The sequence below is a fragment of the Liquorilactobacillus ghanensis DSM 18630 genome, from assembly GCF_001435235.1.
GTDB classification, from domain to species: Bacteria; Bacillota; Bacilli; order Lactobacillales; family Lactobacillaceae; genus Liquorilactobacillus; species Liquorilactobacillus ghanensis.
Genome location: NZ_AZGB01000016.1, coordinates 400,459 through 414,587 on the forward strand (window position 1 = coordinate 400,459; position 14,129 = coordinate 414,587).

Consider the following 14,129-nt stretch of genomic DNA (forward strand, 5'->3'; position numbering starts at 1 on the left):
TGGATCGATGCTGTCATTTCAAGGTGGAAAGTTTATCCCATCATATACTGCTTCCAAGCATGGAGTAGCCGGATTAACCAAATCATTTGCCAGTGAGCTGGGAGCTTATAATATTCAAGTAAATGCGATTGCACCAGGATACATCAAAACAGCCAATACAGCTCCGATTCGCGCAGACAAGGCTCGTAACCAAGAAATATTGGATCGGATTCCAGCAGGTCATTGGGCAGAACCACATGAATTAATGGGAGTAGCTGTTTTCTTGGCCAGCAAAGCTTCCGACTATGTCAGCGGTCACATTTTAGCAGTTGATGGTGGTTATCTGGTTAGGTAAAATACGATTAAATAGTAAGCTTATTATTTAATAGAATAATTAATTTTATTCGTATAACCAATTTAGAGATTTAAGCAAATAGGTGTAGGGGCGAGTATCCGATAATGGGGATATTCGCTTTTTTTAATAAAATTTTCTGAGTGGTTTTCAAACCTGTAACTAAAATAGATAGTCAATGAGTAAAGTTTGTTTGCTCAGTTTAGATACTTGAAAGTAGATATTGCTCTTTAAATCACATTACATTTTCCAAATTGAACATTTAAAATATAAAATAAAAAGTGGTGATTAATGTTAGGTAGATGTTTTGTTTAACAAGCTTGAATCTAAATGTTATTTTAGAGTGGATTTCAAGTTAACGTTATCATTAATTTTGAATTTTTCAAAAAAACACTACACAAAACTAGTATATAGTGTTATTATTTAACCGTTGGATAGGCTTTGTTCACGTGAACAAAAGGAGGGGTAAAATGTAATGCCAGAATTTTTGTCGATTGGAGAGCCTTTAGTTGTTTTTGCAGCAGAAGATAAGGATCAATCGCTTGTTGAAGCTGAAAGTTTTAAGAAATATGTTGCTGGAGCTGAGTTGAATGTTTGTTTAGGTTTGAGTAAATTAAATAATATTGTGCATTATGTATCAATGTTAGGCCGAGATCCATTTGGTGAGTTTATTATTGATAGTATTCAACGCAGTAAGATAAAAACTGATTATATTTCTTTGACAGATAAGTATAAAACAGGTTTTTATTTTAAAAATAAGGTCTCAACAGGTGATCCGAATACTTTTTATTTTCGTGCTGGTTCAGCCGCTTCGCATTTTGATGCTGCAAAGATAAGTCAAATTGATTTTAGTAACTTGAAAGTGATCCATGTGACTGGAATTTTTGCTGCTTTGTCTTCAGAAAACATGAAAGCGCTCTTAGAATTAGAAAATTTTGCTAATAATCGAAATATTATGCTTACTTTTGACCCTAATTTGCGACCAGCGTTGTGGAAAAATCAATCAACAATGATTCGGGCAACTAATCATTTAGCAGCTAATGCTACAGTAGTTATGCCGGGAATCAATGAAGCAGAGATTTTAATGGGCAGCCGCGATCCTAAAGCAATTGCTGAGTTTTATCTGAAAAGAAAGCGAACGCAAATCGTTGTGATCAAGTTAGGTGCTAAAGGTGCTTATTTTCAGACAAAGCAAGGAAGTTCAGGATTTATACCAGGTTATAAAGTTAATACTGTCGTTGACACTGTAGGAGCTGGTGATGGTTTTGCGGTTGGCTTTATTCATGGAATCTTGAATAGCTGTTCATTACAGCAAGCAATCAGTTATGGGAATGCGATCGGTGCAATGGCGGTAACATCCGAAGGCGATAATGACGGTTATCCAGATTTGAAACAATTAAGTAGGTTTTTAAATAGCAATCAATAAAGGAGATGGTTTTTTGTTGAAAAAAGTTACGATTCTTGAAAAAATTGTTGCATCCGGTATTGTGGCGGTTATTCGCGGCGAAAGTCCACAAAAAGCAGCTAAAACTGCCGAAGCAGTAATTAAAGGCGGGGTCAAGGGAATTGAACTGACTTTTACTGTTCCACAAATTGATAAGGTAATTGCTGAGCTCAGTAATAAGTATCACGATAGTGAGGTTGCCGTTGGGGCTGGGACAGTTCTTGATGCAACTTCGGCTCGAATTGCGATTCTGGCAGGAGCAGAATTCATCGTTAGTCCAAGTTTCAATGTTGAAGTTGCCAAAATTTGTAATTTATATCAAATACCGTATGTACCAGGGTGCATGACAGTGACTGAGGTTCAAACGGCTTTATCATACGGTGTAGATATTATTAAATTATTTCCCGGCAGCGTAACCGGTTCGAAAATGATTAACGCGATTCATGGTCCTCTTCCGGATGTCAGCATCATGCCAACTGGTGGTGTTTCACTTGATAATATGGAGGATTGGTTTAAAGCCGGAGCAATTGTTGTTGGAACCGGCAGCAATCTGACCGGGGCAGCGGATCAAGATGATTTTGAAACAGTTACTACTATGGCCGAAAAGTATACTTCAAAGCTGACTGAATTACGCAGAAACGCTTAATAATAGTATTAAATTCTGCTTCTTTTCCCCTAAATTGTGGTAAATTAATATTATTGAAATCATTTAACATAGTGGGAAACTATGAGGAGAAGAGAAGCATGAAAAAGGAAAATTTAGATCGAACGACAATTAAGACAATTGCAAAAGCAGCTGGTGTTTCACATACAACTGTCTCAAGGGCTTTGAATGACAGTCCTTTGGTCAAACCGCAAACAAAGTTAAAAATAAAAAGGTTGGCTGATGAAATGGGATATATACCGGATATAAATGCTAAGGGCTTAGTTTCAAATAAAGCTTATGTGGTCGGAATTTATTTTTCACGCTTACAATCGGGAACTTCATCAAACTTTTTGGCAGAGTCAATTCGCCAAGTAAAAAAATTATTAGCTGATTATACATTGGCAATTAATGGAATTGATTTGATGCCAAATGAAAATGCAATGTTAAGAAATGGTAAACCAGATGGTGCTTTATTTATAAGCCAGTGTGAAAATGATGATTCTTACATTCAACATATGCGTGATAATGGAGTTCCGGTAGTTGTAATTAATCGGAAAACTAAAGTAGCGGGGGTAACAAATGTTGTTCCAGATGAATATCATGGTGTTTTTCAAGCAATTGAGTATGCGATTCGGCTAGGACACAAAAAATTCGGCTTGATCAAAGGAACGCCTAAATTTACCTCAACTCATTACCGCGAACAGGGTTTTCGTGATGCAATTGCTAAGCACCCTGAGGCAAAAGTTGTTGAACAGGCAGTTATTGATGGCAATTATTCACGTGAGAGTGGTTTTCATGCCATGAATAAGATCTTAATGAATAGCGAGTTTCCAAGTTTGGTATTTTGTTCAAATGATGAAACAGCTGCCGGGGCAATTAAATCATGCCAAAAGTTTGGGTTGCAGGTTCCAACTGACATTTCTTTAATGGGTTTTGATAACGCTGATTATGCTAAATTTATGGTTCCAGGTTTAACGACAATTTATAAACCAGTTGACGAGATTACCAGAATTGGAGTAGAGCAGCTAAAAGATCTGATGGAAGGCAATTCTAAAAGTGATCAAGCACTAAAAAAAATTGTTACCACTGAATTAATTATTCGTGATTCAGTAGCTGATTTACGTTAATTGGATTTTTTAAATAAATAGTATTTGGTTTGAAATGAATGTTAACGATAACATAATATTATGGAGGGATTTATATGAAGCGTTTAGATAATAGCTTTAGAAAATTGGATAAATTTCCAACAAAAGTAATTCAGTTTGGGGAAGGAAATTTTTTACGGGCTTTTATTGATTGGCAGATTCAGCAAATGAATAAGCAGGGACTTTTCAAAGGTGGAGTCAAGATTGTTCAACCATTGCCAAAGGGAATGACGAAGAATCTTGATCAGCAAGATGATTTGTATACCGTTTTGTTGGAAGGGGTTCTAAATGGGAAAAAGTATCAAAGTCATGAAATTATTGAAAGCGTTAACGGTACAGTTCGCCCATATGATGATTATGATGAGTATTTGAAATTAGCTGAAGATGATAATATTGAAGTTATTTTCTCTAATACAACTGAGGCCGGGATTGCTTTTGATCAAGCAGATAAATTAAGCGATCGACCGCAAAATTCGTATCCGGGTAAACTGACGGCATTGCTTTACCATCGGTTTGAATTAGGCAAACGGGGCTTTCATATTATTCCTTGTGAATTAATTAACCATAATGGTGATCAGTTAAAGAAAATTGTTTTGCAATATGCTGATCTTTGGAAGTTAGGTCAGAAATTTGTTGATTGGATTAACAATGATAATAAATTCTATTCAACTTTAGTTGATCGGATTGTTCCGGGATATCCGCGTGATCGGGCAGCTGATTTAGAAAAAGAATGGGGCTATCTTGATCAAATGATGGTTAAAACCGAACCGTTTTTGATCTTTGTTTTAGAGGGCAGTCAAGCAATCAATGATGTTTTGCCATTGAAGCAAGCGGGAATTAATTTTGTAGTTACAAATGATATGCAACCTTATCGGAATCGAAAAGTTTCCATTTTGAATGGTCCGCATACGACAATGTCACCGATTGCCCGGTTAGCTGGAATTGAAACAGTTGGTGAAGTAATGAAAGACAAGGATTTCTATAAGTTTATTAATGATGAGATGTATCAAGAAATTATTCCAACAGTTGCTTTGCCGAAAAAGGAACTAGAGGACTACGCTGAAGGAATCAAAGAAAGATTTGAAAATCCTTATGTTAAACATCAACTAAGTGCAATTGCTTTAAATAGTATTTCAAAATTTGCAGCTCGATTGTTACCAACATTAAAGCGCTATGTAGCTAAGAATCAGCAATTGCCAAAACGCATTGTATTGGCCCTGGCAGCTTACTTGAAAATTTATCGTGGCGAGGCTGATTTTGAACCCAGTGATACAGCAGAAGTATTAGCAGCCTTTAAAAAAATTACGGCCGATGAAAATTATGTTCATGAAGCTTTAAGTAATTCTGAATTCTGGGGAGAAGACTTGACTTTGATTCCAGGACTTGAAGATCTAGTAAACAAATATCTAACCGAAATTGATGAAAAAGGCACGCGAGCAATTGTTGCGGAAATTAATGCTGACGCCAAGTAAAGCTAATAATACGAGGAGGAAAAGGCATGAATCAATTTGTCATTTTGAATGCTAACGATATGGTAGCAGTTGCTCTGCAAGATATCAAAGCCGGTACTATTCTAGAAACTCCCAAAGGAAAAATTCAAGTTACAGAAGATATTACCCGTGGTCATAAAATTGCCTTACAAGACATTGCTGCAGGTGAAAGCATTAGCAAATATGGTTTTCCTATTGGGCATGCAACGCAAGATATTAAAAAAGGTGAGCATGTTCATGTGCATAATTTGGCTACTAATTTATCTGGCGAGCTCAGCTATACTTATGAGCCAAAGCAATATACTAATCCGTATGCGAAATTACCACAGGATCAGCGAACTTTTATGGGGTATAAACGTGCTAATGGCAAAGTTGGTATCCGTAATGATTTATATATTATTCCAACGGTTGGCTGTATTAATCCATTGTTAGATGCGATTGTTCAGCAATTTAAAGCCTACTATCCAGATAATGGGGCTTTTGATAATGTAGTTGTACTGAAACATCCATATGGCTGTTCGCAATTAGGCGACGATTTTGAACAAACACGTAAAATTTTGGTAGATGCAGCAATGCATCCGAATGCCGGTGGCGTATTGATTTTCGGATTGGGTTGTGAAAATAACCAAATGGATGGGATGATCGAAGAGTTAAAGAAACGCGGCGGTTATGATCCTACTCGCATCAAGTTCTTAGTAGCTCAGGAAGTTGATGATGAGATCGGTACAGCAGTTGAGATGTTGAATGAATTAAATGCAGCTGCTGAACAAGATCACCGTGTAGAGCTGCCATTGAGTGAATTAAAGATAGGCCTAAAATGCGGTGGCTCTGATGGCTTGTCAGGAGTTACTGGAAATCCGTTATTGGGACGTTTATCAGATTTTATCAACCATCAAGGTGGTTCAACTGTTTTGACCGAGGTTCCCGAGATGTTCGGAGCCGAAAAGATTTTGATGTCACGTGCTAAAGATGAAGCGACTTTTGAAAAAATTGTATCACTGATCAATAATTTTAAAGCATACTTTGAAAGCTTTAATCAACCAATTTATGAAAATCCTTCACCAGGTAATAAAGCTGGTGGTATCTCAACTTTAGAGGATAAGTCTTTAGGTTGTACACAAAAATCAGGAACTGCACCAGTTAATGATGTTTTGCAATATGGTCAAAAAATCAAGAGTCATGGTTTGTCACTGTTACAAGCGCCAGGAAATGATCTGGTTTCATCTTCAGCGTTAGCTTCGGCTGATTGTCAGATGGTTTTGTTTACCACCGGACGTGGGACACCGTTTGCAACCTATGTGCCAACTGTGAAAGTATCTTCTAATTCATATATTGCAACGAAAAAACCGCGTTGGATTGATTTCAATGCTGGAAAACTAATGGACGAGTCGATGGATCAGCTGGCTGATGAATTTATTCAATATATTATTGATGTTGCCAGTGGTCGGAAGACGAATAATGAGAAATACGATATTCACGGCTTAGCTATTTTTAAAATTGGAGTAACCGAGTAAAAATAAAAAAGGAGTGTTGTTTTATGTTTTTAAATGATGATTTTCTATTAACAACCGATACTGCCAAGAAGTTATTTCATAACTACGCGGAAAAAATGCCGATTATCGACTATCATTGCCATTTAAATCCAGTTGAAATTTATGAAAACAAAAATTTTGCTAATTTAACCGAGGCGTGGCTGGTTTCTGGAACTTACGGCGATCATTACAAATGGCGTTTGGAACGGGCTAATGGAATTCCAGAACGTTTGATTACTGGGGATGCCGATCCGTATGAAAAGTTTTTAGCTTGGGCTAAGACAATGGAACGTTCGGTTGGTAATCCGCTTTATGAATGGACCCATATTGAATTGCGGCGTTTCTTTGGGATTACCACCTTGCTTAACACGACGACTGCTCCAGAAATTTGGCGCAAATGTAACGCAATGCTGGCACAACCGGAATTCAAACGGCGTGAATTAATCAAACGTTTCAATGTGCGGGTAGTTTGTACGACTGATGATCCAATTGATGATTTGCGCTATCAGATTGCTTTGCAAAAAGAAGAAAAAGCATTTAAAGTTTTACCGGCTTTTAGACCTGATAAAATTTTGAATATTCAAAAGAAAACTTATAGTGGGTATGTTGTAAAGTTGGCAAAAGTTGCTGATATGCCGATCAAAACATTTACTGATGTTGTGGCTGCTTTGCAAAAACGGATCGACTTCTTTGATAAGCACGGCAGTAAATTAGCTGATCACGCATTAGATACTGTTAGTTATGAGGATGCAACTGCTACTGAATTGGACCAGATTGTTGCTAAAGCACTTGCTGATGAAGCTTTGTCAGATCATGAAATTGCTCAGTATCAGACAGCGTTAATTAAAGCTTTAATGCGAATCTATCATGCAAAGGATTGGACAATGCAATTTCATATTCATGCTTTCCGTGATTTGAATGCAGGTATGTTTGAAAAAGTTGGACCAGATACTGGTTATGATGGGATGAATGATCGCCCGATTATGGACAGCTTAGCTGAATTGTTTGAATCAATGGAAAAAGAAGATGCTATTCCACGGACGATCTTATATTCGTTGAATTCAAAAGACTGGTTACCATTGATCACTATGATGGGCTGCTATCAAAAAGATATTCGGCAAAAATTGCAGCTAGGTGCTGGCTGGTGGTTCAATGATACCCGGACTAAGATGCGTGAACAATTGGATGATTTTGCCAATGAAAGTTGTTTGCCAAACTTTGTTGGTATGCTGACTGATTCACGAAGCTTTTTATCATATCCGCGGCATGAGTATTTCCGGCGGGTACTTTGTGAATGGCTTGGTGAAATGGTTGAACGCGGCCAAGTACCGGATGATGAAGAAATGCTGGGCAAGATGGTCGAAGATATTTCATATAATAATGCCCACGACTGGTTCCATTTTTTTGATGATGAATTCAAGTAAATCAAGTGAGACTAAAGAGGGTTATTGAGTTGACCCTCTTTAGTTGTTTTTAAAAGGAAAATGGAGATGAAGCATTATGGAAAAGCGAATTGCTGGGGAACCGCTGAATATTTTGCATACGATCGGAATGAAACAACTTTATCCGATTGTTCGAATGCAATTGATTTTTACTGATAAATTAGATGTAACGCGGTTAAAAAGGGCAATTAAATTAGTAACACAAGCAGTTCCACAATTGAAGTCAGTTTATAATTTAGCCGATAATTCATGGCAGGTTGCTGAACGACTCGTTGAGCAAATTTTAGTTGAAATTGATGATAAAACAAATCCTGATGCGTTGAAGTGGGACTTGTTCAAGGAACCGCAGTTGAAAATTTATGATCAGCATCTGAAAACAGGCGATGTACTATATATTTATTTAAGCCATATTTTATCGGACGGCGGTGGTTTTAAACAGTTAATCTATTTACTGGCAGATTGCTATAATCGTGGTGAAGCGGCTATTAAGGGTGTGCAAAACGATCAGGATATAAACGAGATAATTACAGCTATCGGAACTGCTTCAGAGAAAATGCCGTTGAGAACAGATCATCCCCACGAAAACTACTTTTTCCCAGAGGTAAGTAAGTTTGAGCCTGAAACAGCCAAATTTGAGGTGCATAACTTCAAAATACCAGCTGAGTTTTTTAGCAAAATGCGTCAAACAGCTAAATTACAAACGGCAACGGTTAATGACTTGTTTTTAACGGCGTATTTACGGACCCTAGCTTATTATTGCGACCAATCACAGTTATCTTTAGCTTGTCCAACTGATTTACGGCAATTTCTTGGGCAAGCAGCAGCTCAAAAATTAAGAGTGGCAAACTTTACGGCGCGCTATAATTTAACAGTTGCGATCGACCCGAATGAACCATTTGCAACCAGCTTGCTGAAGGTTCATCAGGAAATGCAGCAACTTAAAAGGTCTAAACAATTTTTAAGTTCGATCACTGAGTTATTAACTAAGTATCAGCAGCAGACGCCCACAGAACTCAGACAAATTGCTGAAGCTGATTATCACATTCGACCAATTTCTTATACCAATTTAGGCATAGTTGATGAAAAGCGACTGCAATTTAACCAAGCACCAATAAAAGAGTGTATTTTTTCGGGCGCTTTTCGGCGTTATCCTAATTATCAAGTTGCTTTCAGCTCTTTTAAGGGGGATGCTCAGCTGGTCTTTAATATGATTGGTACTACGCAAGAACAATTGGTTGGTCAGCAGCTGTTAACCAGCATTGCTGCTGATATGTTTAATTTTGCCTATGGTTTGGAGGGAAAAAAGAAATGATTACGATCGAAAATAAAAACTTTCAAGCAGTAATTGATCCTCAAGGAGCTCAATTAACGCACTTGTTTAATAAAGCAGCCGATTTTGATTATCTTTGGAATGGTGCCGAATGGCCTAAACATGCTCCAGTACTATTTCCAGCAATTGGGCGCTCAAATGATGATCAATATAAATTACATGGGAAAAAGTATTCAATGCCGCAACATGGTTTTGCCAGCAATCAGCAATTCAAAATTATTTCGCAGACAGCTGCTGCAGTTACGCTTGGTTTGGCAGCTAATTCGGCAACAAAAAAATTGTACCCCTTTGATTTTGAATTACAGCTGACATTTACTTTGCAGCCTAAAGGATTGGTGCTTAGTTTTATGATCAACAATCAGGCTAATGAAACTTTACCGTATTCTTTGGGTTCTCACCCTGCGTTTAATTTACCGCTTGCTGGGGTCGGAGAATTCAACGATTATCAACTAACATTTGCCGGCAACTTTGATTTGCCGCTGCAAGCAGCTGAGATTGTTAAAACACCAGCGCCTTATCGAACTGGTAAGACGGAAATTTTTGCTGCAACGCAGACAATTAGCTTAAGTCATGATTTATTCAAAAAGGGTTTGCGAATTATTATGAATCCAGGTATTGAAACAATCAGTTTAACTTCAGCTGCAACTGAGCATACCGTTAAGGTAGTTTTAGGTGACTTTAAAAATGTTTGTTTGTGGACTAAGGAAGATCAAGACCTACCGTTTTTATGCATTGAACCATTTAATGGGTTGCCCGATGTTTTAGGCGAACCAGTTGATTGGTCTACAAAGGAAGCTAGTTGGTACTTGGAACCGGGAAAACATCAATTAATGCAATATGAAATTGAATTAGCCTGATTTAAGAAAGGAGCAGGTCGGGACATGATAGAGTTACTTACAATTGGTGAACCGATGGGATTATTTATTGCCCAAGAAGCAGGTGCTTTGGAAGATGTTAAACACTATAGCAGTCGAATCGCCGGAGCAGATTTGAATGTTGCCATTGGGGCGGCTAGATTTGGACATAAAACGGCATTTATATCACAAATTGGTGCTGATACTTTTGGCAAGCAAATTAAGCGGCGGCTGGAAGCGGAGCAGATTGCTACAAAATATTTGGCAGTTTCACCAAAATGGAAAACAGGCTTTATGTTGAAAGGCTTAGCCGCTAACGGTCGTCCAGCAACTGATTATTACCGGAAAGGCAGTGCGGCTGCACATATTTCACTAGAAGAACTAGCTAAAATTGATTTTAACGGAATTAAAATATTGCATTTAGGTGGAATTTTGGCTGGTTTAAGTGAAGAGGGTTATCAAGCGACTTTGTATTTGATAAAACGTGCACGTGAACATCAAATTCAAATTACGTTCGATCCTAATTTACGCCCAACAATTTGGGATTCTGAAGAACTAATGATTGAACGGACGAATGAGATTGCCCAGTTATGCGACGTTGTAATGCCTAATATCAAAGAAGGCAAAATCTTGACAGGTGAAACTGACGTTACTGCAATGGCAGATTATTATCTGAAAAAGAATGTTAAACAGGTCATTATCAATATGGTAGAAAATGGTTCATACAGCAAACGAGTTGATGACCAGCAGCGAATTTACGAAGAGCGAATGCCTGAATTAAAACCGGATCAAATTGTTGATCGTGTAGGTGCGGGCGACGGTTTTGTAGCGGGAGTTGTTTCTGGAAAATTGGAAGGTTTAAATGATCTGGATTGCTTACGCCGCGGCAGTGCAGTTGGGGCAATTCAAATGGAAAATTTAGGCGATAATGAAGGATTGCCAACCAAAGCACAGGTAACACATTTCTTGAGCAGTAAGGGCATTATAGAGCCTTAAAAATGAAAAAAATCAACAATAAAAAAGTTCTTGCTCATATGTTTTGCAAATTCATATGAGCAGGAACTTCTTTGATTTGTGCTAAAATAACCAAGCTAACATTAACATTTAAACAGGTAGTAAAGGAAATTCACAAAAATAATCTTGCTGGTAAATTAAACCGGTTGCGGTTGGTTATATGAAATTGTATATTTCCCTGATTTAAGCTCAAATGTGTTTGTGGTGATAGGATGCTTATCAAGCAGAATCTGGTTAGCTTGATTAGGGATTTCCACAACCGCTTGACTGTTCATCGGAATCGTCACCGTTAATTCAACTTTTTCAGGGGTCAAATGACAATAGTCAATCTTTATTAAGCCCTTTGGAGATGGGGTGGTAACTTTTAATTTTTGCAATTTACCGGGTCTAACTTTGATTGCAAATTTATCAAAACCGGCAGAAAGAGGATTAATTCCAAATATACCTTGGACGATCGTCAACCCAGGAGTTGCTCCCCATGGATGTGACAGTGTCATGTTAGGCTTATAATGATTACTCCAAGCTTCGGGAGCAATAGTTGCCTCCAGATTGTCTAGTATAGCTGCAAAAGTTTTGGCATCCTTGGTATTTTCTTGGTTGGTTAGCAAAGTAATAGCCTGGTCAGCATGATTGCAGTCAATCAAGCCCTTTAAGATGAAGTAGATAAAGTAAATACTTCCAACAAATTTACCATCATTAGCAACGAATTTGCTAAGTTTATCAGCCATGTCCTGATTTTTATAGACACCATAGCATAGTGCGTAGGCAGATGAATGATGAGATGAGTGTTTATTAATAGTTAAATCCGCATTTAGTGAATCAAAGAAAGTTCCGGTTTTTTCATCATATAAGCGGTTAATAAGCTGTTTTTTAATGCTGTGGGCGCGTTCAATAAAGAATTTTTCGTCTTTTTCATGATGGGTCAGATGAGCTATCTTTCCCATGATCAAATAAGTACCATAATAAATGGCATTAAACGGAGTATTATAAGTTCCCTCAATGAATCCATCTCTTTCAGGAATCGGCCAATCTATTAAACCGTTGTTTGTTACCAAACCAACTTTGCTGTCGAAATTATCAGCTCCCTTGGTATTTCGCAAATTACCTTTAAAATCATTTGAAGCTCCATCGAAACTATCACTATTTTTCCCGCGGTTAAATTTTATTTTTAAATCGTCATATCTTTTGTTTAATAGTTCAAAATCACCAGTGTATAGATAATCAAGCCAAGCCATTTCGACTATAAAAAGCTTATAGTCCTCAGGCCAAGTAGGGTTATCGATCAAATAGTCGATTGAGTGCCTAGAAAGAGAGTAGTGGGATGATACAGCGTAACTTGTTTGTGCATTTACTAGTAAATCTCCTTCATAAGGTCTTCTTTCGCGGGCTTGTGAATCAACAAATAGATCTTGATTTGTAGCTTTGATAGTATATTTTGACAATTCATATTCGCGATTTAAAAGATCATTATCACTTTCAAAGCAGCTTTCAGCGTCATTAAAGGGTTGTTGAATTGCCCAAGCAGATATGCTATTTAAATTAAGCTCCCCTTGGAATCCAACTAATTCAATATATCTGAAGTTTTTGACTTGAAATGTTGAGAATTGATTTACCCCTTTAACTAAAGTCCAATTTTCAATATAGTCGGGCCCACAAGCTAAATGATGCCGAACATGTCCGTCAGAAGACTTTTGTTCTCCCAGCAAAACATTGAAACGCTGATCTTTTGAGCTGACAATATTTACCTTTAAACTACCGATAATTTCTTTTCCCAAATCAATTAAATAGTTTTGTTCAGCAAGTTTGGTAATTTTTTTTGCGGGTTCATCAATTTTAATTCTAAGTGAGTTTTCACTGTCAAAGGGAACTAGTAATTCTTCTTCATTTAGCATCAAATCCGGATTAATCCAAGCGGGTGTCCATTTAGAATCATCAAATGTTACGGTATTCCATTTTTGGGGATAATATTGCATATCGATATTTTCAAGAACCATTTCAAAATATAGAGTTCTGGCTTTTGATCCAAAATCACCAAAAGCACTACTTGCATCTAAGGCTTTCCAAGTATTATCAGTGATGCAAACATCTTTTTTGGTTCCATCAAGTAAGTAAAGCGTTAACTTCAACCACAAACTACGACGCTTGGAAGTTCCACCAGCTATAACAGAGATAACGTTATCTCCGATATTTAAGAAATCAGTCACATCATAATCATTATAAAAAACGGCTGTTTTATTATAATTATGGTAATTAGGCTGTGGGCGAGCGGAACCAACGCCAACAGATTTTTCATTCATATAGATATCAAATCCTTGAATGAATTGGGGTTCACTTCCTCTGGAAAAGGCAGTAATAATAGCGCTATCAATTTGTTTTAAATCAAGTTTGATTTTGGGGCTACGAAAGAAAACAACATTCCCAAGATTAGGTAAACTTTTACCTGTATGGGCACTGGCTGGGGACCAAATACCATGAAACGGTTCTTCTTTCAGTGGTGCTTGGCAGATAAATTTTTCGGGTTCAGAAAATGCACTGGTATTACCTAAGTTATCTTTAATTCTAACTTTCCAATAGTATAATTCACCAGGGATTAACTTATCATTTAGGTTATTTAATACGATTGACGTGTTATTGGTTGAATAAATCCAGTTACTATCAAATAGGTATGTTTGATTTTTTATATCTCGTAATCGGTGGCTAATAACAATTTGGAAGGCGGTTTGGTAGCTGCCGTTATTTTGACTGTGATTCCACCAGCTGAACCTTGGATTGGAAGTAATATTGTAGGCAAAACTGATTAAATTTACTTTTAAATGGTCTGGAGTCTGTAAAGAACAAATTTTAGTTGACATAAGCGTCCTCCTGTATATCTAGCTTCTCTTGATGTATTAATATATCAAT

General features: G+C 37.3%; 11 protein-coding genes. 10 read left to right on the forward strand and 1 reads right to left on the reverse strand.

Annotated features, from left to right (window positions below; all coding sequences use genetic code 11):
• The 10 genes from FC89_RS07330 to FC89_RS07375 all read left to right on the forward strand — a co-directional run.
• The coding region (locus tag FC89_RS07330; RefSeq protein ID WP_157060686.1) for an SDR family oxidoreductase at window positions 1–334 on the forward strand (334 nt) is incomplete at its 5' end.
• Between the two features lie 472 nt (window positions 335–806).
• Complete coding sequence (locus tag FC89_RS07335; RefSeq protein ID WP_057871894.1) at window positions 807–1,757, forward strand: sugar kinase; 951 nt, start codon at window positions 807–809, stop codon at window positions 1,755–1,757.
• Between the two features lie 16 nt (window positions 1,758–1,773).
• The gene (locus FC89_RS07340; protein ID WP_057871948.1) at window positions 1,774–2,421 is read left to right on the forward strand and encodes a bifunctional 4-hydroxy-2-oxoglutarate aldolase/2-dehydro-3-deoxy-phosphogluconate aldolase; all 648 of its coding nucleotides are present in this window, start codon (window positions 1,774–1,776) and stop codon (window positions 2,419–2,421) included.
• A 98-nt stretch (window positions 2,422–2,519) separates the two neighbouring features.
• Window positions 2,520–3,548, forward strand: coding sequence for a LacI family DNA-binding transcriptional regulator (locus FC89_RS07345; RefSeq protein WP_057871895.1), 1,029 nt, complete (start codon window positions 2,520–2,522; stop codon window positions 3,546–3,548).
• Window positions 3,549–3,622: 74 nt separating this feature from the next.
• Window positions 3,623–5,038 (forward strand): tagaturonate reductase, encoded by a 1,416-nt coding sequence (locus tag FC89_RS07350; protein ID WP_057871896.1) that lies wholly within the window; start codon window positions 3,623–3,625, stop codon window positions 5,036–5,038.
• Window positions 5,039–5,064: 26 nt separating this feature from the next.
• Window positions 5,065–6,570 (forward strand): UxaA family hydrolase, encoded by a 1,506-nt coding sequence (locus tag FC89_RS07355; RefSeq protein WP_057871897.1) that lies wholly within the window; start codon window positions 5,065–5,067, stop codon window positions 6,568–6,570.
• A gap of 23 nt (window positions 6,571–6,593) precedes the next feature.
• Window positions 6,594–8,012 carry a glucuronate isomerase gene (gene uxaC / locus FC89_RS07360; protein WP_057871898.1) on the forward strand — a complete coding sequence of 473 codons (1,419 nt, stop codon included), beginning with the start codon at window positions 6,594–6,596 and terminating at the stop codon, window positions 8,010–8,012.
• A 76-nt stretch (window positions 8,013–8,088) separates the two neighbouring features.
• Window positions 8,089–9,342, forward strand: coding sequence for a hypothetical protein (locus FC89_RS07365; protein WP_057871899.1), 1,254 nt, complete (start codon window positions 8,089–8,091; stop codon window positions 9,340–9,342).
• On the forward strand, window positions 9,339–10,217 hold the full coding sequence (locus tag FC89_RS07370; protein WP_057871900.1) for an aldose 1-epimerase family protein: 879 nt from the start codon (window positions 9,339–9,341) through the stop codon (window positions 10,215–10,217). The genes FC89_RS07365 and FC89_RS07370 overlap by 4 nt, the downstream gene beginning before the upstream one ends.
• Before the next feature lie 24 nt (window positions 10,218–10,241).
• A complete protein-coding gene (locus FC89_RS07375; protein WP_057871901.1) occupies window positions 10,242–11,210 on the forward strand; it encodes a sugar kinase in 969 nt (322 codons plus the stop codon).
• 155 nt (window positions 11,211–11,365) lie between these two features.
• Here FC89_RS07375 and FC89_RS07380 read toward each other — a convergent pair whose 3' ends face one another.
• On the reverse strand, window positions 11,366–14,080 hold the full coding sequence (locus tag FC89_RS07380) for a family 78 glycoside hydrolase catalytic domain (RefSeq protein ID WP_057871902.1): 2,715 nt from the start codon (window positions 14,078–14,080) through the stop codon (window positions 11,366–11,368).
• Window positions 14,081–14,129 lie beyond the last annotated feature (49 nt).